The 26,253-nt window shown below is 63.1% G+C and carries 18 protein-coding genes; 14 read left to right on the forward strand and 4 right to left on the reverse strand.

The genetic code is table 11. The features are described 5' to 3' along the window. Window positions 1-98 precede the first annotated feature (98 nt). Entirely contained in the window at window positions 99-1,019 is a 921-nt protein-coding gene (argF, locus tag LJX93_RS21170) for an ornithine carbamoyltransferase (RefSeq protein ID WP_033702673.1), read from the forward strand. Then, window positions 1,016-2,125, forward strand: a complete 1,110-nt coding sequence (locus LJX93_RS21175) for an ABC transporter ATP-binding protein (protein ID WP_033702674.1) — start codon at window positions 1,016-1,018, stop codon at window positions 2,123-2,125. The genes argF and LJX93_RS21175 overlap by 4 nt, the downstream gene beginning before the upstream one ends. Window positions 2,126-2,166: 41 nt before the next feature. Here LJX93_RS21175 and ybaK read toward each other — a convergent pair whose 3' ends face one another. Next, window positions 2,167-2,637, reverse strand: coding sequence for a Cys-tRNA(Pro) deacylase (gene ybaK / locus LJX93_RS21180; protein ID WP_033702675.1), 471 nt, complete (start codon window positions 2,635-2,637; stop codon window positions 2,167-2,169). A 302-nt stretch (window positions 2,638-2,939) separates the two neighbouring features. Between ybaK and LJX93_RS21185 the strand changes: the two genes are divergently transcribed. From LJX93_RS21185 to glpD, 4 genes are all read left to right on the forward strand, one after another. Further along, window positions 2,940-3,791, forward strand: a complete 852-nt coding sequence (locus tag LJX93_RS21185; RefSeq protein ID WP_033702676.1) for an MIP/aquaporin family protein — start codon at window positions 2,940-2,942, stop codon at window positions 3,789-3,791. A 51-nt stretch (window positions 3,792-3,842) separates the two neighbouring features. Continuing rightward, window positions 3,843-5,342 carry a glycerol kinase GlpK gene (gene glpK, locus LJX93_RS21190; protein WP_033702677.1) on the forward strand — a complete coding sequence of 500 codons (1,500 nt, stop codon included), beginning with the start codon at window positions 3,843-3,845 and terminating at the stop codon, window positions 5,340-5,342. Window positions 5,343-5,471: 129 nt separating this feature from the next. Then, on the forward strand, window positions 5,472-6,227 hold the full coding sequence (glpR, locus tag LJX93_RS21195) for a DNA-binding transcriptional repressor GlpR (protein WP_033702678.1): 756 nt from the start codon (window positions 5,472-5,474) through the stop codon (window positions 6,225-6,227). A gap of 520 nt (window positions 6,228-6,747) precedes the next feature. Next, window positions 6,748-8,277, forward strand: a complete 1,530-nt coding sequence (glpD, locus tag LJX93_RS21200) for a glycerol-3-phosphate dehydrogenase (protein ID WP_047583643.1) — start codon at window positions 6,748-6,750, stop codon at window positions 8,275-8,277. A gap of 35 nt (window positions 8,278-8,312) precedes the next feature. Here the strand turns inward: glpD and LJX93_RS21205 are convergent, their stop codons facing one another. Further along, the gene (locus LJX93_RS21205) at window positions 8,313-12,440 is read right to left on the reverse strand and encodes an NEL-type E3 ubiquitin ligase domain-containing protein (protein WP_227696398.1); all 4,128 of its coding nucleotides are present in this window, start codon (window positions 12,438-12,440) and stop codon (window positions 8,313-8,315) included. A gap of 319 nt (window positions 12,441-12,759) precedes the next feature. Between LJX93_RS21205 and LJX93_RS21210 the strand changes: the two genes are divergently transcribed. From LJX93_RS21210 to LJX93_RS21235, 6 genes are all read left to right on the forward strand, one after another. Further along, window positions 12,760-13,677, forward strand: coding sequence for a glutamate/aspartate ABC transporter substrate-binding protein (locus tag LJX93_RS21210; protein WP_033702990.1), 918 nt, complete (start codon window positions 12,760-12,762; stop codon window positions 13,675-13,677). A 142-nt stretch (window positions 13,678-13,819) separates the two neighbouring features. After that, window positions 13,820-14,566 (forward strand): amino acid ABC transporter permease, encoded by a 747-nt coding sequence (locus tag LJX93_RS21215; RefSeq protein WP_033702681.1) that lies wholly within the window; start codon window positions 13,820-13,822, stop codon window positions 14,564-14,566. Next, entirely contained in the window at window positions 14,567-15,238 is a 672-nt protein-coding gene (locus tag LJX93_RS21220) for an amino acid ABC transporter permease (RefSeq protein WP_033702682.1), read from the forward strand. Beyond that, window positions 15,235-15,969, forward strand: coding sequence for an amino acid ABC transporter ATP-binding protein (locus tag LJX93_RS21225; protein WP_047583640.1), 735 nt, complete (start codon window positions 15,235-15,237; stop codon window positions 15,967-15,969). The genes LJX93_RS21220 and LJX93_RS21225 overlap by 4 nt, the downstream gene beginning before the upstream one ends. A gap of 67 nt (window positions 15,970-16,036) precedes the next feature. Then, complete coding sequence (locus LJX93_RS21230) at window positions 16,037-17,941, forward strand: sensor histidine kinase (protein ID WP_156310215.1); 1,905 nt, start codon at window positions 16,037-16,039, stop codon at window positions 17,939-17,941. Window positions 17,942-17,988: 47 nt separating this feature from the next. Next, complete coding sequence (locus LJX93_RS21235) at window positions 17,989-19,266, forward strand: sigma-54-dependent transcriptional regulator (protein WP_236643922.1); 1,278 nt, start codon at window positions 17,989-17,991, stop codon at window positions 19,264-19,266. Between the two features lie 37 nt (window positions 19,267-19,303). On the opposite strand, the gene LJX93_RS21240 is transcribed toward LJX93_RS21235, so the two are convergent. After that, a complete protein-coding gene (locus tag LJX93_RS21240; protein WP_033702686.1) occupies window positions 19,304-20,299 on the reverse strand; it encodes an alpha/beta fold hydrolase in 996 nt (331 codons plus the stop codon). 207 nt (window positions 20,300-20,506) lie between these two features. On the opposite strand from LJX93_RS21240, the gene metR reads away from it, so the two are divergent. Continuing rightward, complete coding sequence (gene metR / locus LJX93_RS21245) at window positions 20,507-21,424, forward strand: transcriptional regulator MetR (RefSeq protein WP_033702687.1); 918 nt, start codon at window positions 20,507-20,509, stop codon at window positions 21,422-21,424. On the opposite strand, the gene LJX93_RS21250 is transcribed toward metR, so the two are convergent. After that, complete coding sequence (locus LJX93_RS21250; protein WP_033702688.1) at window positions 21,408-21,821, reverse strand: NUDIX hydrolase; 414 nt, start codon at window positions 21,819-21,821, stop codon at window positions 21,408-21,410. The two genes, metR and LJX93_RS21250, sit on opposite strands and share 17 nt — an antisense overlap. A gap of 129 nt (window positions 21,822-21,950) precedes the next feature. On the opposite strand from LJX93_RS21250, the gene LJX93_RS21255 reads away from it, so the two are divergent. Continuing rightward, entirely contained in the window at window positions 21,951-26,234 is a 4,284-nt protein-coding gene (locus LJX93_RS21255; RefSeq protein ID WP_227696399.1) for a DEAD/DEAH box helicase, read from the forward strand. The last annotated feature ends 19 nt before the right edge of the window (window positions 26,235-26,253 follow it).

A 26,253-nucleotide genomic window follows, 5' to 3' on the forward strand; every position in this document is an offset into this window, starting at 1 on the left:
TTTCGTCCGCCCCGTGCGGCTTACGCCGCAGGTCACTCCCGTTGTCAAAAAAAACCATACGGTCGACCTGCATACCGTTGCAGATAAGGTAGTCAATCATGAGCGCTAGGCACTTTCTCTCCCTGCTGGACTTCACCACCGACGAATTGCTCGGGGTGATCCGCCGCGGCATCGAGCTGAAGGACCTGCGCAAGCGAAGCGTGCTGTTCGAGCCCCTCAAAAGCCGTGTGCTGGGGATGATCTTCGAAAAGTCCTCGACCCGTACCCGCGTGTCGTTCGAGGCCGGCATGATCCAGCTGGGCGGCCAGGCCATCTTCCTGTCGCCTCGCGATACCCAGCTGGGCCGTGGCGAACCGATCGGTGACAGCGCTATCGTCCTGTCGAGCATGCTCGACGTGGTGATGATCCGTACCCACGCCCACAGCACCCTCACCGAGTTCGCGGCGAAGTCGAGCGTGCCGGTGATCAATGCCCTGTCCGACGAGTCGCACCCGTGCCAGCTGCTGGCCGACATGCAGACGTTCCTCGAACACCGCGGCTCGATCCAAGGCAAGACCGTGGCGTGGATCGGTGATGGCTTCAACATGTGCAACTCCTATATCGAAGCCGCCCGTCAGTTCGATTTCCAGCTGCGCATCGCCTGCCCGGAAGGTTACGAGCCGGATCCACGCTTCATGGCATTAGGCGGTGATCGCGTGCAAATCATCCGCGACCCCAAGGAAGCCGTGCGTGGCGCGCACCTGGTGACCACCGATGTCTGGACTTCCATGGGCCAGGAGGAGGAAACTGCACGGCGCCTGGCGCACTTCGCGCCTTACCAGGTCACCCGCGAACTGCTCGACCTGGCGGCACCCGACGCCCTGTTCATGCACTGCCTGCCGGCCCACCGTGGCGAGGAAATCAGCCATGACCTGCTCGACGACCCTCGTTCGGTCGCCTGGGACCAGGCTGAAAACCGCCTGCATGCACAGAAGGCCCTTCTCGAATTCCTTGTAGAACCGGCTTACCACCACGCATGAGTCAACCCCTACTGCTCAACCTGCGCAACCTCGCCTGCGGCTATGGCGACCAGCGCATCGTCCAGAACCTCAACCTGCACCTGAACGCAGGCGACATTGGTTGCCTGCTGGGTTCATCCGGTTGCGGCAAGACCACCACCCTGCGCGCCATCGCCGGTTTCGAACCTATCCATGAAGGCGAGATCCAGCTGGCGGGCGAGGTCATCTCCCGGCCAGGCTTCACCCTGGCCCCAGAAAAGCGCCGCATCGGCATGGTGTTCCAGGACTACGCCCTGTTCCCGCACCTGACCGTGGCCCAGAACATCGCCTTCGGCATTGCCAAGCACCCGCGCCAGGCGCAGGTCGTCGAAGAGATGCTCGAGCTGGTCAAGCTCGGTGGGCTGGGCGGCCGCTATCCGCATGAGCTGTCCGGTGGGCAACAGCAACGGGTCGCGCTGGCCCGCGCGCTGGCCCCGGAGCCTCAGTTGCTGCTGCTCGACGAGCCGTTCTCCAACCTCGACGTGGAACTGCGCCGGCGCTTGAGCCATGAAGTGCGCGACATCCTCAAGAGCCGTGGCACCAGCGCCATTCTGGTGACCCATGACCAGGAAGAGGCGTTTGCCGTCAGCGATCACGTGGGCGTGTTCAAGGAAGGTCGCCTGGAGCAGTGGGACACCCCTTACAACCTCTACCACGAGCCGCAGACGCCGTTCGTGGCCAGCTTCATTGGTCAGGGCTATTTCATCCGTGGCCAGATGAGCAGCCATGAGGCGGTCAATACCGAACTCGGTGAGCTGCGCGGCAACCGTGCGTACATCATGGCGCCGGGGAGTTCGGTAGATGTGCTGCTGCGCCCTGACGACATCGTGCATGCGCCAGACAGCCCGCTGCGGGCGAGCATCGTAGGCAAGAGCTTCCTGGGTGCGTCGACGCTGTATCGCCTGCAACTGGTTACCGGTAGCCAGCTGGAGGCGATCTTCCCCAGCCATGTCGATCATCAGGTCGGTGAGGAAGTCGGGATTGCCGTGGCCGCCGATCACCTGGTGCTGTTCCCGGTGCCGGGCAGTGTCGCGGCGCAGTTGCCGCGGCAGGAGAACGGCGTTCGTCGGTACAGTTCGGCGACCTGATTCACGATTGCCGGGGCTGCTGCGCAGCGGCCCCAGCCATTTCAGCCCCGGCCGATACCGGCAAACGTGCCCTGAGTATGTTCAGCCAGCACCGCAGCCGCCAACTCCACCTCCAGCCCGCGCCGCCCGGCGCTGACATGGATAGTTGCAAAGTGTTGCGCCGACTCGTCGATAAAAGTGCGCAGGCGCTTCTTCTGGCCCAACGGGCTGATACCGCCCACCAAGTATCCCGTGGCGCGCTGAGCCGCCGCCGGGTCGGCCATCTCGCACTTCTTCACACCGGCCGCATGGGCCAGTGCCTTGAGGTCCAGGGTGCCCACCACCGGTACCACGGCCACCAGCAATTCGCCTTTCTCACTGCTCGCCAACAAGGTCTTGAACACCTGCTGCGGCTCTAGCCCGAGCTTTTCCGCTGCCTCCAACCCATACGACGCCGACTTCGGATCGTGCTCATAACTGTGCACGCGATGTTCAGCGCGGGCTTTTTTCAACACGTCTAGGGCGGGGGTCATGCGCAGCTCCGGTCGAGTACAAGTCGGCGGCTACTTTAGGACATATCCCACATCACAGCCAATACACAGCTTACGCGCCTCTCTAGCGTGCGGTTTCGCGCGCCCTAACAACGTCCAGATCGTGACTGACCGTTCACTTTCGACCTTTGACATAAGCGTTTCTTGTCTATATTTTTTCGTTTCTGAATAAATGGTGCACTTTTAAGGTGCATTTCCAACTTCTGCCTGGGGTCAATGGGGATCGACACCGGGCTTTGCTGTCGAGCGCCACGCGCCTCACAACAAAAAAAACGAGGTCATACATGACGACTGCTCTACGCGAACCCACTCTGTCCAGCCAGTGCCTGGCCGAGTTCCTCGGCACTGCGCTGCTGATCTTCTTCGGCACCGGCTGCGTGGCCGCGCTCAAAGTCGCGGGTGCCAGCTTCGGCCTGTGGGAAATCAGCATCATCTGGGGCGTCGGCGTCAGCATGGCTATCTACTTCACTGCGGGCGTTTCAGGTGCGCACCTGAACCCGGCCGTGAGCATCGCCCTCACCCTGTTCGCCGGTTTCGACAAGCGCAAGCTGCCGTTCTACATGCTCGCCCAGGTCTGTGGCGCCTTCTGCGGCGCAGCGCTGGTCTACACCTTGTACAGCAATCTGTTCTTCGATTTCGAACAAGCCCATGCCATGTTGCGAGGCAGTACCGAAAGCCTCGAACTGGCCTCGGTGTTCTCTACCTATCCGCACCCCTCACTTTCGACCGGCCAGGCATTCCTGGTGGAAGTAGTCATCACGGCCATCCTCATGGCCGTGATCATGGCCCTGACCGACGACAACAATGGCCTGCCACGTGGCGCCGTCGCGCCGCTGCTGATCGGCCTGCTGATTGCCGTGATCGGCAGCGCCATGGGGCCGCTGACCGGCTTCGCGATGAACCCAGCCCGCGATTTCGGACCAAAACTGATGACCTTCCTGGCCGGTTGGGGCGAAATCGCCTTCACTGGCGGACGAGATATTCCCTATTTCCTGGTTCCGGTGTTCGCACCGATCCTCGGCGCATGCCTGGGCGCCGCCGCGTATCGCGGCCTGATCGCCCGCAACCTGCCGGTGGCGCCCACCGCGAACCCTGAGACAAACGACAATCGCCAGGGCGATACTCAAGTCAACTGATGCGGCCTCACGCCCAAGCCCTGACTTCCTCATTTTGCAAGGCCAACGACCATGACAGACACCCTGGATAAGCACTACATCATCGCCCTGGACCAGGGCACCACCAGCTCGCGTGCGATCATTTTCGACCGCGACGCCAATGTGGTCGGCACCTCCCAGCGCGAATTCGTCCAGCACTACCCGCAGGCTGGCTGGGTCGAACACGACCCGATGGAGATCTTCGCCACCCAGAGCGCCACCATGGTCGAAGCCCTGGCTCAGGCCGGCATAAGCCACGCCCAGGTCGCTGCACTCGGCATCACCAACCAGCGCGAAACCACGGTGGTGTGGGACAAGGAAACCGGCCGCCCGGTTTACAACGCCATTGTCTGGCAGTGCCGCCGCAGCACCGAAATCTGCGCGCAGCTCAAGCGTGATGGCCACGAAGACTACATCCGCGAGACCACGGGCCTGGTCACCGACCCCTACTTCTCCGGCACCAAACTGAAGTGGATCCTCGACAATGTCGAAGGTGCCCGTGAACGCGCCGAACGCGGCGAACTGCTGTTCGGCACCATCGATACCTGGCTGATCTGGAAGTTCTCGGGCGGCAAGGTGCATGTCACCGACTACACCAACGCCTCCCGTACGCTGATGTTCAACATCCACAGCCTGGAATGGGACGACAAGCTGCTGGAAATTCTTGGCATTCCACGCCAGATGCTGCCCCAGGTACGCCCCTCTTCCGAAGTCTACGGCCACACCAAGAGCGGCATCGCCATCGCCGGTATCGCCGGCGACCAGCAGTCCGCGCTGTTCGGCCAGATGTGCGTTGAGCCCGGTCAGGCCAAGAACACCTACGGCACCGGCTGCTTCCTGCTGATGAACACCGGCGACAAGGCCGTCACGTCGTCCCACGGCTTGCTCACCACCATCGCCTGCGGCCCCCGCGGCGAAGTGGCCTACGCACTGGAAGGCGCCGTGTTCAACGGTGGCTCCACCGTGCAGTGGCTGCGCGACGAACTGAAGATCGTCAACGATGCCCTCGACACCGAGTACTTCGCCAGCAAGGTCAAGGACAGCAACGGTGTGTACTTGGTGCCCGCCTTCACCGGCCTGGGCGCCCCCTACTGGGACCCCTATGCCCGTGGTGCCCTGTTCGGCCTGACGCGTGGGGTGAAGGTCGACCATATCATCCGTGCTGCATTGGAATCGATCGCCTACCAGACCCGTGACGTGCTTGACGCCATGCAACAGGATTGCGGCCAACGCCTGTCCGAACTGCGCGTCGACGGCGGCGCGGTAGCCAACAACTTCCTTATGCAGTTCCAGGCCGACATCCTCGGCACTTGCGTGGAGCGCCCGAAAATGCGTGAAACCACAGCCCTTGGCGCCGCCTACCTGGCGGGCCTTGCCTGTGGCTTCTGGAGCAGCCTGGACGAGTTGCGCGACAAAGCGATCATCGAGCGCGAGTTCAGCCCACAACTGGATGAGACGCAAAAAGAGAAGCTGTACGCCGGGTGGAAGAAGGCGGTCGATCGTACCCGCGACTGGGAAGACCACGCGGTTTGAATCGGCGTTGAAGCGTGCGGCGTCATCGCGGGCTTGCCTGCGATGACGCCGACACCAACGTCCGCTGGCCGTCATCCCCTTCCTACGGCATCATTGCAGAATTTGTCCGGCTGCCCAAAAGGACCGCCCATGAATCTGCCCCCCCGCCAACAACAAATCCTCGAGCTGGTACGCGAACGCGGCTACGTCAGCATCGAAGAAATGGCACAGCTGTTCGTCGTCACCCCGCAAACCATCCGGCGCGACATCAACCAGCTCGCCGAGCTCAACCTGCTGCGCCGCTACCACGGTGGCGCCGCCTACGATTCGAGCATCGAAAACACCGCCTACGCCATGCGTGCCGACCAGATGCGCGATGAAAAGCAGCGTATCGCCGATGCCGTTGCCCAGCAGATTCCCGACCATGCCTCGCTGTTCATCAACATCGGTACCACCACCGAATCGATTGCCCGTGCGTTGCTGAACCATAGCCACCTGAAGGTGATTACCAACAACCTGCACGTGGCCTCGATTCTGGCTGCCAAGGACGATTTCGAAGTGTTGGTGGCCGGTGGCACGGTGCGGCGTGATGGTGGGGTGGTGGGCCAGGCCAGTGTCGATTTCATCAGCCAGTTCAAGGTCGACTTCGCCCTGGTCGGGATCAGCGGCATCGATGAGGATGGCAGCCTGCTCGACTTCGACTACCAGGAAGTTCGGGTTTCCCAGGCAATCATTGCCAATGCCCGGCAGGTTATTCTGGCTGCCGACTCCAGCAAGTTCGGGCGCAATGCCATGGTTCGCCTGGGGTCGATCAACCTGGTCGATTGCCTGGTGACCGACCAGACGCCCACGGCGGCCCTGAACCAGTTGCTCAATCAGTACAAGATTCGCCTTGAGGTGGTTTGAGCCCTGGGACTTCGAAGGCCTGGGTGGGAATAGAGTGAGGGCTGAAAGTCACCTGCCTTGAGTTTTGCAGGGGCGTCAAAATCGAGCGCCGCCCGCGCGGCGCTTCGCGGCACAAGGCCGCTCCCACATTTGTTTTCGGCCAATTATTCCTGAGGTATTGGCGCGACCCCTTTGGAGCCCGCCTCGATATCGCGTCGTACAAATAAGGGGGCGCGCGCAAATGCCACAGGCCTCACTGGCCCGAAACAAATGTGGGAGCGGCCTTGCGCCGCGAAGCGCCGCGCGGGCGGCGCTCGATCTCACAGGCGCCAAAGATGTTGTGACAAGCACTTGCAACCCCACACCCTTCCAGAACACCCCGCCAACACCCCCGCGATTTTCGAATTTGTTCATTTCCTTCTCATTCAATCAGTTTTTTCTATAACCCACGACTGGATACTGCCTTTCCATTGCGCTAATATTTTCGGAAACGAACATCAATGTTCATATTCGATGTGAACAGCCCCAGGAGGCCTTGCCCGTGTCCCAGCCCGTTTCGTCCCAGCCCCCCCTCGCCGACTGCTATGACCTCGCCGTGATCGGCGGTGGCATCAATGGCGTGGGCATCGCTGCCGACGCCGCCGGGCGTGGCCTCAAGGTCTTCCTCTGCGAAAAGGACGACCTGGCCCAGCACACCTCCTCCGCCAGCAGCAAGCTGATCCATGGCGGCCTTCGTTACCTGGAGCACTACGAGTTCCGGCTGGTCCGCGAAGCACTGGCCGAGCGTGAAGTGCTGCTGGCCAAGGCACCGCATATCGTCAAGCCCATGCGCTTCGTGTTGCCACACCGCCCGCACTTGCGCCCGGCCTGGATGATCCGTGCCGGCCTGTTCCTCTACGATCACCTGGGCAAGCGCAAGCGCCTGGGCGCCTCGCGCAGCTTGCGCTTCGGCCCGGGCTACCCGCTCAAACCGGCGATCACCCGTGGCTTCGAATACGCCGACTGCGCCGTTGACGACGCACGCCTGGTGGTGCTCAACGCCATGGCCGCACGCGAAAACGGTGCACACATCCATACCCGTACCCGTTGCCTGCGCGCCGAACGCGTCGACGGCCTGTGGCACGTGGAGTTGCAGCAAGCCGATGGCAGCGTGCACAGCATTCGCGCCCGGGCATTGGTCAACGCCGCCGGCCCTTGGGTCGCCAGCTTCATCAAGGATGACCTCAAGCTCGATGCGCCGTACGGCATTCGCCTGATCCAGGGCAGCCACCTGATCGTGCCGCGCCTGTACGAAGGGGATCACGCCTACATCCTGCAGAACGAAGACCAACGTATCGTCTTCTGCATCCCCTATCTGGACCGTTTCACCTTGATCGGCACCACCGACCGCGAGTACAGCGGCGACCCGGCCAAGGTGGCGATCACCGAGCAGGAAACCGACTATCTGCTGAAGGTGGTCAACGCGCACTTCAATCATCAACTGAGCCGCAGCGATATCCTGCACACCTACTCCGGCGTGCGCCCGCTGTGCAACGACGAATCGGATAACCCGTCCGCCGTCACCCGTGATTACACCCTCGCGCTTTCCGCCGCTCAAGGCGAGGCGCCTTTGCTGTCGGTGTTTGGCGGCAAACTGACCACGTACCGCAAGCTGGCCGAGTCGGCCATGGCAGAACTCAAGCCGTTTTTCAGCCAGATGAGCCAGAGCTGGACAGCCCACTCTGCCCTGCCCGGTGGTGAAGGCATGAGCACGCCTCAGGCCCTGGTTGACGACCTGCTCACGCAGCACCAATGGCTCGCGCCGGATATCGCCAAGCGCTGGGCAGTGACCTACGGCAGCCGCACCTGGCAGTTGCTGGAAGGTGTGAACGGCCCGGACGATCTGGGCCAGGCGATTGGTGGTGGCCTGTTCACCCGGGAAGTCGATTACCTGCGCGAAACCGAATGGGCTGTCAGCACTCAGGATATCCTCTGGCGCAGAACCAAACTGGGCCTGTTCACCAGCGACAGCGAACAGCGCGCACTGGCTGATTACCTTGCTCAGGGCGACGCACGCAGCAACGCCGCCTGAACCCTGCGCGGCGACCGCCTGACGGTCGCCCGCACTCAGAACTCCCGACCGTACGCCTCCTTTGCCAACTGCAGGTAAAGGGCACGCTCTTCGCCATTTAGCGTTTCCATCAATGCCGCAGCGCGCTCAAGGTACTGCTGCTCGCCCGAGTCGCCAGCCTGAAGCTCATAAGCCTCCAGCTGTTCATGAAACGGTGCGGCCAAGGCTTCGAAGCGCTCAGGGTAGCGATTGCGCACATAGCCTTGCCAGAACTCTCGTTGCGCCAGTGACTGGCTCAGCACGTCGGTATTTTCACCGGCCAGCACACTAGCACCCGCACGCATGATCCGCGTACGGGTCACACCGCTGTGCTCAAGGTAATTCATATGCCGCGGTTGGGCCGGTAGATCGAGCCTGTCAGCCAGGTGAACCCGGTAGGCAAGGTAAACTTCGATGTCATCCACCGCGGCAAAAGGGTCCTGGCGCATTTCCTGGATATGCCGAGCGGCAATACTGTCCACTTCGTCCAGGCGATAAAGCGAGCGCCCGAGCCTCAGCAAGGTCGCCTCGGCCCGCGCGCCCCCCTCACCGGCCGCGTGCAAGGCAATATGGGTTCTGACTTCCAGTTGGCTGAGGATCAGTAACAGCCGGTCCTCACAGGTCCTGCGTCCTTGCGTCTGCCAGAACACCGCTTCACGCACGTCTGTGTTGTCCGCGCAAAGCTCGAGTATCCGCCACACCCTGGCGCGGTAGTAGCGCGGGTGATCGAGGAAGTCATCAGAACTTGCGAAATCTGCCAGAAAACGAAACAGATCTACCGACTGTGTCTCCTGAGACAAACTCGTCCAGATCTGCGTGCGCCGGGTGCGTACGGCTTCGTCGGTACCCTCCATCCATCGATCCAGCAGCGTACTGTCGGCGATGGCGTGTTGATAAGAGCTACGCCGGTGGAGGGTCGCAACCGTGTGACTGTGGGCAATCAGCTCCTCGCCTGCTTCGTCCAGAGGGTTGTCATGCAGTGCCAACCGTTGCAGTCGATCGCTCAAGCTGCGCAACTGCCCGTTCAACTGACGAATCTGATTCTCGCGAACATCCACCAACCCCCTCCAAGGCATCTGGCCGTCATCTGGCAATTCTTGCAGCCCGGTTCCGCGCAGCGACACTTCGCGCAAGTTACGCAACCCTGAAAGGTCTGGCGCCTGGCCCAAGGGGTTATAGTTCAGATCAAGTTGCTGGAGCATCGCAAGGCTTGCCAGCCTTTGACTGCCCGCCCCATCGACGGTAATCCAGTTACCCGACAGTCGCAGCGTACGCAGCTCGGTTAAACGTTCCAGGCCAAGTGGCAAGGTGCTCAACTGATTGTCCCGCAGGTCCAGTTCGCGCAGGTGGGTGAACCTGCCCAGGAAATCCTCATCGACCTGCTCAAGGCTCATGTTGCGTAACGTCAAGCGTCGCACATGGCCAAACTCGATGCCTGCCGGCAAGGCCGGCAAGCTGCCCACCTGTTCGCCATCGATATGCAGGACAAAGTCATCACCGGCAAGGCCGACCGTCTTGCGCCGCCAGGCACGACGAATCTGGTTGGCCACGCGTCGCCGCCTGAGCCCATCCATGAAGCTCACCCGCTGCCGCTGCCAGGCGTCAAGTGCACCGCGCAGGCTTTCCAGCCGCTGCTGAAGGCTGCTGAGATGGTCCCAAAGGCCGACCCTGCGTTGCATCAGGTCGAGCAGGTAAGCGTCCAATTGAGCATCGGTCAGGGTAGGGAAAATTTCATGTAAGCCGCGCCGGATCGCCTGACGGCTGCTCTCGCCGCCGCCACTCAGTGCATAGCCAATTCGGCCGTCTGCTATGCGCTGCGGCGGTCGATAGCGTTCAGCGATAGGCGGCAAGCCCATCATTTTTGCGGTTTTTTCGCGATCGACGCTGGCTTGTCGGGAGAGCCTTTGGCCGAGTTCAGGCGCCATCAACTCGGGGCCGCCAAGCGCCACTTTCTGATCGTCCTCCAGGGTGTGCAGCAAACACGGCAACAAGCCCGTAGCTGACCCTGCTGGGGTGGCATCACTCAAGTAATAACCCTGCTCGGTCTGGATGATGCGTCTGACTTGCGACGCGTCGTTAGCGCCCTTCGACGCCAGCAAGCGACCGCCCGCTTCCCCAAGGCGCAGTTCAATGCGCACCGACGGCGGCCAAGGCGCCAGTTCATTGATCAGCTCAAAGGCCAAGCGCTGGGTATCGAAATTGATCTCACCTTCATGCTCGAACCCCATCAGTGCGCGGTCCAGCCGACTTTCCCGCAAGAACCAGCGTGCACGCTCGGCCATTGCCAATGGCACACGACCACTGGCCAGCAGCGCCTTGATTTGCTCACCGTTTGCCAGCTCGAGAATTTCTTCGGCGCAACGCACGGACAAGCCCGGAAATACCCTCATCAGTATTGCGCCAGCAGCAGAGGGTACAGCCTGGCGAATAGCCAGTTCGCGCTCGAAAGCGGCGCCACGCAGGTGCGGCTCAAGTACATGGCACTCGTGGCGTGCATGGGCATCAAGCAGCCGCGCTGGGGCTGGCGCCTCTTGCAGGTGCAGATGGCGCAACTGGTTGTGTTCGAGCCCGGTTACCCGAAGCAGCGTTTGGGCAGTCTGGTCAGAGGCTTGCGCGAAGTCCCCGCCAAATCTGCGCATCAGCGGGCCGCCGCCATCGAGGTGATGGGCCGAGAGCGGCCGGTCCGCCAACCTGCAGCGGCCCTCGCCTTCGTGCAGGGGCGTGAGCGCATCGACAAACGGCACCCGTTCCAGCACCCGGCCCACACCCACTACCCCAACGCCCACCGCGGCACCGACAGCAAGGTTCTCTGCCACGCCAAACAGGTGATCCAGTGCCCCTTGGCGGTCCCCTATCCGCCAATCGGCATAGCTTTTGTAGACTTCGCTGACCACGTCCACCGCAGCCACGGCAAACATCACCTCCCCCAATACCGGAATGAACAGCGCAGCCAGGTTGAGCACATCGAGCCCCGCACTCTTGAGCGCTTCCAGCCGCTGATGGCGCTCGATGGCGGTTTCATCGGCGGTGGGCACTGCCAGGATTCTTGCATCATCAAGCATCTTGTCGACCTGCAAGCCACGCAGATAGGCGAACAAAGGCGTATCGATGGCGAAATTGCGCCCATCCAGAACAGCTGGCGCTTGCACGCTACTGGCTTCGATCAGGCGCTCCAGGGTGGCCGTGAAGCTGGGCCGGTCACGTTCACTGATGAAGCGTCTGAAAAAGGATCGGTAATGAGGCGCACGCAACCGTTTGGCCAATGACTGATACAAGGTCTCCCAGGAGGCGTGCCTGGTCACCGGCCGATACGGATCCCGCGGTATCCAACTGATGATCCCCACCAGCGGCCCTTCAGCACGCTCGCGTAGCTCCAGGGTGACAAGCCCATGGACACGCTTGCCCAGCAGATATAACTGGCGGGGCGTTACAACACCCGGGGTCGCCGGCACGATGGGGTTGCTTGCGAACACCGGCAACAAGCGCAAGTAGTCGACTTCGTCCAGCTCGGACTTGATCCTTGCAATACGCACTGCAACGTCCAGCTGGGCGCGCAGGTTTTCTTCGAACATGCGCTCTACAGCGACACGGGCAAAACCCTCGGGTGCCGGGGGCCTGCTTTTGGGAAAAAGTTGCGAGCGGAGCATTTTCTGATACTGGCCGCCAATGTCCAGTTCCCTGCAACAGCGGGCAAACGCTTCGAACTTCAGCGAAAGCTTCTCCCCACGGCCGTCCTGCAGGTAGGCACGTCGATGGAGTGACGGCAAGGTCTCGTCCTCGTGAAAATTATGCAACGCAGCCGTCAGCAACGGTTGCACGCTGTGGAGTGTCCTCCACGGTGTATGCAGGCGTGGTGCTGCGCTGGGCAGGGGCACATCGTCCTCGATGTAGACCTGCATGCTTCGCACATCGACATCGTCCAGGCCCTTGGCGCGCAATGCCTTTTCGAGCAGGGGCGTGGCAAAAGCCTCCAGGCTGGGAATGCCTGCCAACCTGTTTTTGACATTTTCCGCAGCGGCCTGCTGTTGGCGCAGCGCCCTGTGCAAGGTCAGAAGAAGATCGACATTGGCAGTTCTCAGCCAATCGGCAAGCTGGCGGGCAATGAAGGCATCGACGGAATCGGAGGGGATCGGAATGACGGACACGGCATGCGCTCCTGATGATGAGGCAGCCAGCTCAACATTTGCGTTTCATGCCGGTGTGTTACTTAAAGCTGATGCCCCCGTTCGGATTGCCGAACGAAAAAAACCCACGCATTCGGCGTTCCGACTATGGGTTAATCCAGAAAAACCTTGAGATAGGGCTGATGCCCAGGCTTTTCGGGGGGTTATGATCATTCACAGAGTTTGGCACGAGTCATGCTCTACACTTGGAAGCCGAATGCACCGCTTCATGCTGTATTCGTTGAACGAAAGAGTCCGCCAACGGCTCCATAAAAAAAACAAACACGTCGAGGAAAATTTGATGCGTATCGTTCGTCAATTGCTGGGCGCCGCCATCGCGGCTGCAGTCATCGCTTCGCCTGTCATGGCCGAGGAGCTGACCGGCACCCTGAAGAAGATCAAGGACTCGGGCACCATCACACTGGGGCACCGTGACTCATCCATTCCATTTTCCTACCTGGCAGGCAGCACCACGCCCGTCGGCTACTCCCACGACATCCAGCTCGCTGTGGTCGAAGCGCTGAAGAAGCAGCTGGGCACCGACATCAAGGTCAAGTACAACCTCGTCACCTCCCAGACCCGTATTCCTCTGGTGCAGAACGGCACCGTCGACCTGGAATGCGGCTCCACCACCAACAACGTCGAGCGCCAGCAGCAGGTCGGTTTCTCGGTCGGCATCTTTGAAGTCGGTACCCGTCTGCTGACCAAGGTCAAGGACGGTCAGCCATCCTATAAAGACTTCCCGGACCTGGCCGGCAAGAACGTGGTGACCACCGCCGGTACCACCTCCGAGCGCATCCTCAAGGCGATGAACGCCGACAAGCAGATGAAGATGAACGTGATTTCCGCCAAGGACCACGGTGAAGCCTTCAACATGCTCGAAAGCGGCCGCGCCGTGGCCTTCATGATGGACGACGCCCTGCTGGCCGGTGAAATGGCCAAGGCGCGTAAACCTGCAGATTGGGTCATCACCGGTACTCCACAGTCGTACGAAATCTACGGCTGCATGGTGCGCAAGGAAGACGCTGCGTTCAAGAAAGCGGTCGACGACGCCATCGTGGGCTACTTCAAATCGGGTGAAGTCAACAAGAGCTACGACAAGTGGTTCATGCAACCGATCCCGCCAAAAGGCCTGAACCTGCAGTTCCAGATGAGCGACGAACTGAAGAAACTGATCGCCGAGCCGACCGACAAGGCCGCGGACGAGAAGAAGTCCTGATCCTCAGATAGTGGCCTGGTGCGCAAGCGCACGAATCTATTCTGCAGGCCACTCATTAGTGTCTAACCTTTCATCCGAGGGCGCCGAGCGCCCCCGGATGCTCGAAGGTGCCCGTGAAACAACCGTCTGAGGGGAAATCCCGATGAATTACAACTGGGACTGGGGCGTGTTCTTCAAGTCCACCGGCGTGGGCAGCGAAACCTATCTGGACTGGTACATCACCGGCCTGGGCTGGACCATCGCCATCGCCATCACCGCCTGGATCATCGCACTGCTGCTGGGGTCGGTACTCGGCGTCATGCGTACCGTGCCTAACCGCCTTGTATCGGGCATCGCCACCGCCTACGTGGAGCTGTTCCGTAACGTACCGCTGCTGGTGCAATTGTTCATCTGGTACTTCCTGGTACCGGACCTGCTGCCCGAGGGCCTGCAGGAATGGTTCAAGCAGGACCTCAACCCGACCACCTCGGCGCTGATCAGCGTGGTTGTCTGCCTGGGCCTGTTCACCGCCGCACGAGTCTGCGAACAGGTGCGGACCGGTATCCAGGCGCTGCCCCGCGGCCAAGAGGCCGCCGCCCGTGCCATGGGTTTCAGCCTGCCGCAGATCTACACCAACGTGCTGCTGCCGCAAGCGTACCGGATCATCATTCCGCCGCTCACCTCCGAGTTTCTCAACGTGTTCAAGAACTCCTCGGTGGCCTCGCTGATCGGCCTGATGGAGCTGCTGGCACAGACCAAACAGACGGCGGAATTTTCCGCCAACCTGTTCGAGGCATTCACCCTGGCCACGCTGATCTACTTCACCCTGAACATGGGCCTGATGCTACTCATGCGCCTGGTCGAGAAGAAAGTTGCCGTGCCTGGCCTGATTTCCGTGGGGGGCAAGTAAATGGACATGGATTTCAGCGAAATCATCCCGGCCCTGCCTGCCCTGTGGGGCGGCATGGTCATGACCCTGCAATTGATGGTCATGGGCGTGGTCGGCGGCATCGCGCTCGGCACCCTGCTGGCATTGATGCGCCTGTCGTCGAGCAAGCTGCTGTCGCGTGTGGCGGGTGCCTACGTCAACTACTTCCGCTCGATCCCGCTGCTGCTGGTGATCACCTGGTTCTACCTGGCGGTGCCGTTCGTGCTGCGCTGGATCACCGGCGAAGATACCCCCGTCGGTGCGTTCACCTCCTGCGTCGTCGCGTTCATGATGTTCGAGGCGGCGTACTTCTGCGAAATCGTCCGCGCCGGCGTGCAGTCGATTTCCAAAGGGCAGATGGGTGCCGCTCAAGCACTGGGCATGAATTACGCCCAGACCATGCGCCTGATCATCCTGCCCCAGGCCTTCCGCAAGATGACCCCGCTGCTGCTGCAGCAGAGCATCATCCTGTTCCAGGACACCTCGCTGGTGTATACCGTGGGCCTGGTCGACTTCCTCAACTCGGCACGCTCCAACGGCGACATCATCGGGCGCTCCCATGAGTTCCTGATCTTCGCCGGGGTTGTCTACTTCATCATCAGCTTCTCCGCTTCGTGGCTGGTCAAGCGCCTGCAAAAAAGGATCACCGTATGATTTCCATCAAGAACGTCAACAAGTGGTACGGCGACTTCCAGGTACTGACCGACTGCAGCACCGACGTCAAGAAAGGTGAAGTGGTGGTAGTGTGCGGCCCGTCGGGCTCGGGCAAGTCCACCCTGATCAAGTGCGTCAACGCCCTGGAACCGTTCCAGAAAGGCGACGTGGTGGTCGATGGCACCTCGATTGCCGACCCGAAGACCAACCTACCCAAGCTGCGTTCGCGGGTCGGCATGGTGTTCCAGCACTTCGAGCTGTTCCCGCACCTGACCATCACCGAGAACCTGACCATCGCCCAGCGCAAGGTACTTGGCCGCAGCGAGGCGGAAGCCACCAAGAAGGGCCTGGCCCTGCTCGAACGCGTCGGCCTCAGCGCCCATGCCAAGAAGCACCCCGGCCAGCTCTCCGGCGGCCAGCAGCAGCGTGTGGCGATCGCCCGCGCCCTGGCGATGGACCCGATCGTCATGCTGTTCGACGAACCGACCTCGGCACTGGACCCGGAAATGGTCAGCGAGGTGCTGGATGTGATGGTGCAACTGGCCCACGAAGGCATGACCATGATGTGCGTGACCCACGAGATGGGCTTTGCCCGCAAGGTCGCCAATCGGGTCATCTTCATGGACAAGGGCAGCATCATCGAAGACTGCACCAAAGAGGAGTTCTTCGGTGACCAGAGCGCCCGCGACCAACGCACCCAGCACTTCCTGAGCAAGATCCTGCAACACTAAGTCGGCCTCCAGCTCCGCTGCTCGCCCCCTCCGGGCAGCGGATGCTGGTCGTGACAAGGCCACTGTGATGAAATGCGACCCTTCGCTACTGCTCCCTGCCAAGCCTGCCGTGAATTCCCGCCTGATCCGCCAATTGCTGTTGCCGCCTTTGATCATCCTGCTGATGGTCGGCTTGGGGCTGGCCGGTTACCTGGTCAGCGAGAGCAACGGCATCCGCACCTTGAGCGAAAACGGTGAACGTCAGCTGGAGCTGCACGCGCGTACGGTCGAAAGCGAGATCAGCAAGTACACCTACCTGCCCAGCCTGCTGGAGCTTGAAGACAGCGTCTCGCACCTGCTCACCGACCCTGACGGCGGCTCCCGCCAGGCCGTCAACGAATACCTCGAAGGTTTGAATCGGCGCAGCCGCAGCCGGGCGATCTTCGTCCTCGACACCAATGGCCGGGTGCAGGCCACCAGCAACTGGCGCGATGCCGATTCGTTCCTCGGTGAAGACCTGTCGTTCCGGGCCTATTTCCAGACGGCCGTGCGCGGCGAACCCGGGCGCTTCTACGGCATCGGCAGCACCACCGGCGAGGCTGGCTACTACCTGGCCCACGGGCTGGAAGAACACGGCAAGATCATTGGCGTGGCGGTGATCAAGGTGCGCCTGGACACCCTTGAGGAGCGCTGGCAACGGGCCCGCCTGGAGGCTTTCGTCAGTGACGAAAACGGCATCATCATCCTCTCCAGCGACCCGGCCCGGCGCCTGAAATCGGTGCGCCCGCTGACCCCGCAAATCAAGGAGCGACTGGCGCGCAGCCTGCAGTATTACTGGTGGCCGTTGAACGAGCTGCAACCACTGGCGCGGGAAACCCTGGCCGATGGCGTCGAGAAGCTGACCTTCCCGGCCAACAGCGAAACGGTTCAGGGCAAGGCCCATGAAGTGGCCTACCTGGCACAAACCCGGCGCCTGGTGGATACCCCGTGGCACTTCACACTGCTGACCCCGCTGCAGGACTTGCGCCGTGAATCCATGGTGCAGGGCATCCTGGTTGGGGTGGCATTCGCCCTGCTGGCGATTCTGGGTATCGCCTGGAATGAGCGGCGCAAGGTCATCGCCACCCGCCTGGCCGCCCGCGAGGCACTGCAGGAAGCCAACAGCCAGCTCGAACGGCGTATCACCGAGCGCACCGCCGACCTGCGCGCCAGCAATGAACGGCTCAAGGGGCAGATCCGCGAGCGCCGGCATGCCGAGCAAACCCTGCGCCACGCCCAGGACGAGCTGGTCCAGGCAGGCAAGCTGGCCGCCATCGGGCAGATGTCCACCAGCATCGCCCACGAACTCAACCAGCCCTTGGCCGCGTTGCGCACCTTGTCGGGCAACACCGTGCGCTTCCTCGAACGCGGCGCACTGGAAACGGCCAGCACCAACCTGCGCACCATGAACGACCTGATCGATCGCATGGGCCGTATCACCGCCAGCCTGCGTTCGTTCGCCCGTCGTGGCGACGACAGTGGCCAGGCGTCGCTGGCCAAGGCAGTGGACGCCTCATTGCAGGTGCTGGCCAACCGTATCAGTGGCTGCCACTTGCAGTTGCACCATCAGTTCGAAGACCAGCAACTGGCCATTGACCAGACCCGCCTGGAGCAGATCCTGGTCAACCTGATCGGCAATGCCCTCGACGCCATGGCCACCCAGCCCTTGCCAGAGCTGTGGCTGGAAGGCGAGCTGCAGGGCGACAAATATCGCCTGCGCGTGCGCGACAATGGCCATGGCATCGACGCCGAGGCGCGCAAGCACCTGTTCGAACCCTTCTTCACCACCAAACCCGGCGAACATGGCCTGGGCCTGGGCCTGACCTTGTCGGCGAGCCTTGCCGCCGCCGCCAAGGGCAGCCTGAACGTCGAGCACCCCGCCAGTGGCGGCACGGCCTTTGTCCTGGCCCTGCCTCTGGTATCCCCCCCTAGCGAACCGGCGGAGCACCCATGAACCAAGCGCCTCTTACCGTCCTGATCGTCGAAGACGACCCGCATGTGCTGCTCGGCTGCCAGCAGGCGCTGGCGCTGGAAGACATCGCCTGTGAAGGGGTCGGCAGCGCCGAACAGGCCCTGGAACGCATCAGCGACGACTTCGCCGGCATCGTCGTCAGCGATATCCGCTTGCCGGGCATCGACGGCCTCGAACTGCTCAACCGCCTCAAAGCCCGCGACCGCAGCCTGCCCGTGGTGCTGATCACCGGCCATGGCGACATCGACATGGCGGTCGGCGCCATGCGCAATGGCGCCTATGACTTCATGGAGAAACCCTTCTCGCCTGAGCGCCTGGTCGATGTGGTGCGCCGCGCCCTCGAACATCGCGGCCTTTCCCGCGAAGTGGTGGCCCTGCGCCGCCAATTGGCCGAACAGAGCAGCCTGGAGGGTCGCATCATTGGCCGCTCGGCCGCCATGGAGCAACTGCGCGAGTTGATCGCCAATGTGGCCGACACCTCGGCCAACGTGCTGATCGAAGGCGAGACCGGCACCGGCAAGGAACTGGTCGCCCGCTGCCTGCACGACTTCAGCCGCCGCCAGGGCCAGCCTTTCGTGGCCCTGAACTGCGGGGGCCTGCCCGAGAACCTGTTCGAAAGCGAGATCTTCGGCCACGAAGCCAACGCCTTCACCGGTGCGGGCAAACGCCGAATCGGCAAGATCGAACACGCCAACGGCGGCACGCTGTTCCTCGACGAAGTCGAAAGCATGCCGATCAACCTGCAGATCAAACTGCTGCGGGTGTTGCAGGAGCGCACCCTGGAACGGCTGGGCTCGAACCAGAGCATTGCGGTGGATTGCCGGGTGATTGCCGCGACCAAGGCCGACCTCGATGCCATGGGCCAGAACGGGCAGTTTCGCAGCGACCTGTACTACCGGCTGAACGTGGTGACGCTGGAACTACCGCCACTGCGCGAACGCCGCGAAGACATCCTGCAACTGTTCGAACACTTCCTGCAGCAATCGGCCCTGCGCTTCGACCGCGAAACGCCGACCTTGGACAGCCAGACCCTGTCGCGGCTGATGGCCCATGACTGGCCCGGCAACGTGCGCGAACTGCGCAACGTGGCCGAGCGTTATGCCTTGGGCCTGCCGGCGTTCAAGAAAGGCCCGAGTGGTGGCGCCAGCCAGGGCCTGGGCTTTTCCGAGGCCGTGGAGGCCTTCGAACGCAACCTGCTCAGCGATGCCCTGCAGCGCACCGGCGGCAACCTCAGCCAGGCCAGCCAGGAACTGGGCATGGCCAAGACCACGCTGTTCGACAAAGTGAAAAAGTACGGGCTGGGCTGAAAGATCGGCATCGCCCTCTTCGCGGACAAAACCGCTCTCAAAGGCCTGCGATATGCGTCGCGTCCTGCCGGTGTGACTGCAGGTAAGGCAGCACCGCCCCCAGCAACGGCGCCTTGAACGGCTCCTGGAAGCGGTGCGCCAACCCCGGTATCAAGCGCAACTGGCTGCCCTGGATATGCGCTGCCAGGTGCACCCCATGCATCACCGGCAACAAGGGGTCGGCCGTGCCGTGCACCACAAGGGTCGGCACGCGCAACTGATTGAGCAGCGCTACCCGGCTCGGTTCGGCAAGGATCGCCATGATCTGGCGCTTGGCGCCCTCAGGGTTGAACGCCCGGTCATAGGCCACGGCCGCCTGCTGCATCAGCACCGCACGGTCATCGTGCACCTCGGGGCTGCCCAGTGCTGCCAGCAAATCAGCCTGCTGTTCGATGGCCACCTCGCGGTTCGGCGCACTGCGCCGGGCCAGCAACTGCACCAGGGCCGGATCTGGCGCGGGCAACCCTGCGGCCCCCGAGCTGGACATCACCAGCGTCAAGCTGCGCACCCGCTCCGGCGCCATCGCCGCCAGGTGCTGCGCGATCATCCCCCCCATGCTGACACCCAGCACATGGAATTGGTCTATGCCCAGTGAGTCCATCAGGCGCAGCCCATCCCCGGCCATGTCGGTCAACGTATACGGCGCGGCGACTGGCAAACCCAGCTTGTAGCGCAGCAGCTCGACAGTCAGATTGGCCGAAGGGGGCAGTTGGTTCCAGCGTGACAGGCCGACATCGCGGTTGTCATAGCGAATGACCCGAAAACCCTGGCGGCACAAGGCTTCGACCACGTCGTCCGGCCAGTGGATCAGTTGCCCGCCCAGGCCCATGACCAGCAGCAGTGCCGGGTCTCGAGGCGCACCCACGCTCTGGTAGACCAGGCTCAGGTTACCCAGCTCCGCCCGCTGAGCCGCCACGTGAACGTCGCAGCGCTGCTCGGCGAAGCTAGCCGGCACGCTGACAAGAAAGAACAAAAACAGCAGAAAAGCCCGCATGAAAGAAACACCAGAATGCAGATCCCCAGTAGAACGCGAGTCTGATGAAAATCATTCAAGCGCGCTGCCACAGTTCAATGACAATTTCGTGAACCTCGCCAGGCGGTCAGCGTGGCAACACACGTAAACCCTGATGACAGCCAGGCCAACTTGAGCCAGACTCAACGACTACCCCGTTGCCTCCCGTATTCCCAATGGAAAGTCGTTGTGCTTGAAATTCGCCACCTGAAAACCCTTCATGCCCTGCGCGAGTCCGACAGCCTGGTGGAGGCCGCCGAGCGCCTGCACCTGACGCAGTCAGCCCTGTCGCACCAGTTCAAGGAGCTCGAAGAGCGCCTTGGCCTGCCGCTGTTCGTGCGCAAGACCAAGCCGATCCGCTTTACCAGCGCCGGGCTGCGCCTGCTGCAACTGGCCGATGCCACCTTGCCGCTGCTGCGCGGCGCCGAACGTGACATCGCCCGCCTGGCCGGCGGCACCGCCGGGCGCCTGCACATGGCCATCGAATGCCATAGCTGCTTCCAATGGCTGATGCCGACCATCGACCAGTTCCGCGATGCCTGGCCGGAAGTGGAGCTGGACCTGGCCTCAGGGTTCGCCTTCGCCCCGCTGCCAGCCCTGGCCCGGGGTGACCTGGACCTGGTGGTCACCTCCGACCCGCTGGACCTGGCCGGTATCACCTACGTACCACTGTTCACCTACGAAGCCATGATTGCCGTCGCCAACCAGCATCCGCTGGCCAGCAAGCCTTACATCGTGCCGCAGGACCTGCTCGACCAGACCTTGATCACCTACCCGGTGGAACGCGACCGCCTGGACATCTTCACCCGCTTCCTGGAGCCGGCCGACATCGAACCGGCCGCCGTGCGTACCTCCGAGCTGACCGTGATGATGATGCAACTGGTTGCCAGCGGCCGTGGGGTGTGCGGCATGCCGCACTGGGCGCTGCACGAGTACAGCTCGCGCGGCTATGTGAAGGGCAAGCGCCTGGGCGAAAAGGGCCTGTTCGCCACGCTTTATGCGGCCGTGCGCACCGACATGCTCGACGCACCGTACATGCGCGACTTCCTGTTGACCGCCAAGGACACCTCGTTCGCCACCCTCGACGGGGTCAGCGCGGTACGCTGACCGCTTTGCGGTAGAGCGGCAGGATCAAGTCGCGGGTCAATGGCGCCAGCTCAAGAGTGGGCGCCTGGTCGGCGGCCAGCCAGACCACTTCTTCGATTTCCGCCGCTGGCACCACGGCCTCGGCGCTGTCGACCCGAAACAGCTCGGCCTGTACCTCATGACCTGGCTCGTTGGCCGCCGGGGCGCTGAAGCGGCCCAGGAGGATGGCCTGTGCAGGGTCGATGCGCAGGCCCAATTCCTCGTGCAGTTCGCGCACCAGTGCGGCCACCGCTGTCTCCCCTGCATCGATCTTGCCCCCAGGCTGCATGAAGGCCCGGGTGCCGCGTTTGCGGACCAGCAGGGTGCGGCCCTGGGGGTCGATCAGCAGGGCGGCGGCAATGCGGATGGTCTTGGTCATGGGATGGGCTCACAGGCAAAGCCAGAGAGCATCCCATGGGGCTCATGGCCAGACAAGCACAGGTAGCCTCCCCCATGCACAGACGAACGGCCCCTTGCCAACCCGCCGCCGACCCTCCATAACCAACACATGAACCTGCCCGCCCAACAGCACCCGGTGCTCGCACTGTTCCACCCCGCCGTCGGCACCTGGTTCCGTCGCCATTTCGCCACGGTCACCGACGCCCAGGCCCGTGCCTGGCCATTGATTCACGCCGGTCAGTCGATGCTGCTGGCCGCGCCGACCGGTTCGGGCAAGACCTTGAGCGCCTTCCTCGCGGTGCTCGATGAGCTGTTCCGCCAAGGCCTTGAACACGGCGGCGAACTGCCCGCACAGACGCAGGTGGTCTACGTCTCGCCGCTCAAGGCCCTGTCCAACGATATTCGCCTGAACCTGCAGGCCCCGCTCGAAGGCATCAGCCAGGCGCTCGAAGACCAGGGCCTTGAAGCGCCCCGTATCACCACCGCCGTGCGCACTGGCGACACACCGCAGAAAGAACGTGCAGCCATGCGCAAGCTCGCCCCGCACATCCTGGTGACCACGCCGGAGTCACTCTATGTGCTGATGGGCTCGGCCTCGGGCCGTGCCGGCCTTGCCAATGTGCACACGGTGATCGTCGATGAGATTCACGCCCTGGCCGGCAACAAACGCGGCGCCCATCTGGCGCTGACCCTTGAGCGCCTGCAAGCCCTCGCCGAACGGCCCTTGCGGCGCATCGGCCTGTCCGCCACCCAGCGGCCGGTGGCGCGCGTGGCGCAGTTTCTGGTGGGTCATCAGCGCCCCTGTGCGATCGTCGATATCGGCCACGCACGCACGCGCGACCTGGCCCTGGAAGTACCACCCGTGCCCCTGGGTGCGGTGATGGCCACCGACGTGTGGAACCTGGTCTACGACCGCCTGGCAACCCTGGCCCGCGAACACCGCACGACGTTGGTATTCGTCAACACCCGGCGCCTGGCCGAACGCCTGACCCGCCACCTCAGCGACCGCCTGGGCAAAGAAGCCGTGGCCGCGCACCACGGTAGCCTGGCCAAGGAGCTGCGCCTGGACGCCGAACAGCGCCTGAAGCAGGGCCAGTTGCAGGTGTTGGTGGCCACGGCTTCGCTGGAGCTGGGCATCGATATCGGCGATGTCGACCTGGTCTGCCAGATCGCCTCGCCAGGTTCGATCGCGGCCTTTTTGCAACGTGTCGGCCGCTCGGGCCACCAGGTCGAGGGCATTCCCAAAGGCCGGCTGTTCCCGACCTCGCGGGACGACCTGATCGAATGCACGGCCCTGCTCGACTGTGTGCGCCGAGGCGAGCTCGACCAACTGCACATCGCCAAGGCCCCCCTGGATGTATTGGCCCAGCAAATCGTCGCCGAAGCCAGCAACCAGCCGTGGCAGGAGCAGGCGCTGTTCGACTGCCTGCGCCAGGCAACGCCCTACGCCGAACTCGACGTGCAGCACTACCAGGCGCTGCTGAGCATGCTTGCCGAGGGCTACAACGGCCGCCAAGGCATCCGTAGCGCCTACCTGCACCGCGACGCGGTGAGCGGCACCTTGCGCGGCCGTCGCGGCAGCCAGCTGACGGCCTTGACCAGTGGCGGCACCATCCCCGAGACCGCCGACTACGCCGTGCTGCTCGAACCCCAGGCGCTGAGCATCGGCAGCGTCAACGAAGACTTCGCGGTAGAAAGCATTGCCGGCGATATTTTCCAGTTGGGCAATGCCTCGTACCGGATCCTGCGGGTCGAACCTGGCCGCGTGCGGGTCGAGGACGCCCATGGCCTGCCGCCGACCATTCCGTTCTGGCTGGGTGAAGCACCAGGGCGCAGCGATGAGCTGTCAGCGGCGGTCGCCCGCTTGCAGGCACGCATCGACGAGCGGCTGGGGTTGCCGGGTGCAGATAGCGCGGCGGTGGTGCAATGGCTGCAGCGCAGCTTCGAACTGGGCGAAGACAGCGCCAGCCAGTTGCTCGATTACCTGGGGCGCACGCGGGAAGTACTGGGCGCCCTGCCCTCGCAACAGACGCTGATCATGGAGCGCTTCTTCGATGAGTCCGGCGGCACCCAACTGATCATCCACTCGCCCTATGGCAGCCGTATCAACCGCGCCTGGGGCCTGGCCCTGCGCAAGCGCTTCTGCCGCACGTTCAATTTCGAGCTGCAAGCGGCGGCCAGCGAAGATGCCATCGTGCTGTCGTTGTCCACCAGCCACAGTTTCGCCCTGGACGAGGTGTGGCGCTACCTGACCAGCCGCAATGCCGAACAGGTCCTCATCCAGGCCCTGCTCGACGCGCCGCTGTTCGGTGTGCGCTGGCGCTGGAACGCTGCCGTGGCCATGGCCTTGCCGCGCTTCGTCGGTGGGCGCAAGGTGGCGCCGCAGATCCAGCGGATGAAAAGCGAAGACCTGATTGCGTCGGTGTTCCCCGACCAGATCGCCTGCCTGGAAAACATCGTCGGCGAACGGCAGATCCCCGATCATCCGCTGGTCGAGCAGACCCTCGACGACTGCCTGCACGAGGCCATGGACAGCGAAGGCTGGCTGGCCCTGCTGCGGCGTATGGAGAGCGGCGAGGTGCGAATGATCAGCCGCGACCTGCCGGCACCGTCACCGCTGGCCTCGGCTATCCTCAACGCCAGGCCCTACGCGTTTCTGGACGATGCACCGCTGGAAGAACGCCGAACCCAGGCGGTACTCAACCGACGCTGGAGCGACGTGCGCAGTGGCGATGATCTGGGCGCGCTGGACGCCGACGCCATCCGCGCCGTGGAAGACGAGGCCTGGCCGCAACCGGTCAACGCCGATGAGATGCACGAGGCGTTGATGAGCCTGGGCGCCATCACCCAGCATGAAGCCCAGGCCAACGCCAGTTGGGCCCTGTTGCTTCGGCAACTGGCCAAGGCAGGCCGAGCCTTGCACCTGCCCGATCAACAGCTCTGGCTGCCCCGTGAGCGCCTGAACCTGCTGCAGGCGCTGTATCCAGGTGCAGCCACAGAGCCGGCCTTGAACCTGCTGCCCGGCTTTGATCAGGCCATCGACCCCGACACTGCGCTGAGCGAGCTGCTGCGCGCCCGCCTGGGAGGTTACGGCCCGCAGACCTTGGCGCAGATCGCCACCCCCCTGGGCAAACCCCTGCCGGACATCGAGCAGGCCCTGGCTCGCCTGGAAAGCGAAGGCTATGTGCTGCGCGGCCATTTCAGCCCAGGTGCACACGACCTGCAGTGGTGCGAGCGCCACTTGCTGGCGCGCATCCACCGCTACACGGTCAAACGCCTGCGCCGGGAGATAGAACCGGTCAGCCTGCAGGACTTCATGCGCTTTCTGTTCGATTGGCAGCACCTGGCCGCAGACGAACGCCTGCGCGGGCCGCAGGCGGTGGCCGAGGTACTGGGCCAACTGCAGGGGTTTCCGAGTGCTGCGGGTGCCTGGGAAGCCGAGCTGTTGCCTGCGCGGATCAAGGACTACAGCCCGCACTGGCTCGACGACGCGTGCCGCAGCGGGCAGTTCGCCTGGAGCCGCCTGGCAGCGACGCAGTCGAGCAGCACATTGGCCAGCACCCCGCTGGTGTTGTTGCCCCGGGACCAGCTCAATACCTGGCGCAGCCTCGCGCCAGCCCCTTCCCCCGAGGCGCTAGGCCCGCGCGCGCAACGTGTGCATGAAGCGCTGAAAACGGAAGGTGCGCTGTTCTTCGATGAACTGGCCAAAGAGGCGCACCTGTTGCCCAGTGAGCTGGAAACGGCACTGCAGGAGCTGGTGGGCTCAGGCCTGGCCGGCGCCGACAGCTTCACCGGCCTGCGCAGCCTGATCACACCAGCGGCTAAACGCACGCCATGCCACAGCCGCCGCGGCCATGCGCCGTTTTCGAACAGCATGGCCCACGCCGGGCGCTGGGCGTTGTTGCGGCGCGGTACCGCCAGCCTGAACGAAGACCAGCGCCTGGAACACATTGCCCGCACCCTGCTGCGTCGCTACGGGGTGATCTGCTGGCGCCTGCTGGAACGCGAGAGCGATGTGCTGCCCCCGTGGCGAGCGTTGCTGCGCTGTTATCACCGGCTGGAAGCCCGCGGCGAAATTCGTGGCGGGCGGTTTATCGCCGGGTTGGCCGGCGAGCAGTTCGCCTTGCCGGAGGCGGTAGGCCTGTTGCGGCAAGTGCGACGGCGTGAGCCGGAGGGCGCCCTGGTGATGGTCAGTGCCAGCGACCCGCTGAACCTGGTGGGCTCGCTACTGCCGGGGGCCAAGGTACCCGCCGTGAGCGGCAATCGCTTGCTGTACCGCGATGGGGTACCCGTAGCGATGCGGGTTGCCGGGCGATACCAATTCCTCATCGACGCGTCGTTGGAAGAACAGCAAGCCTGGCGCCACCGGCTGTTACTCAAGCAGCACGACTGAGCACCCAGCCCGTTGTGCG

The organism is Pseudomonas sp. HN2-3, from assembly GCF_020691745.1.
GTDB classification, from domain to species: domain Bacteria; phylum Pseudomonadota; class Gammaproteobacteria; order Pseudomonadales; family Pseudomonadaceae; genus Aquipseudomonas; species Aquipseudomonas capeferrum.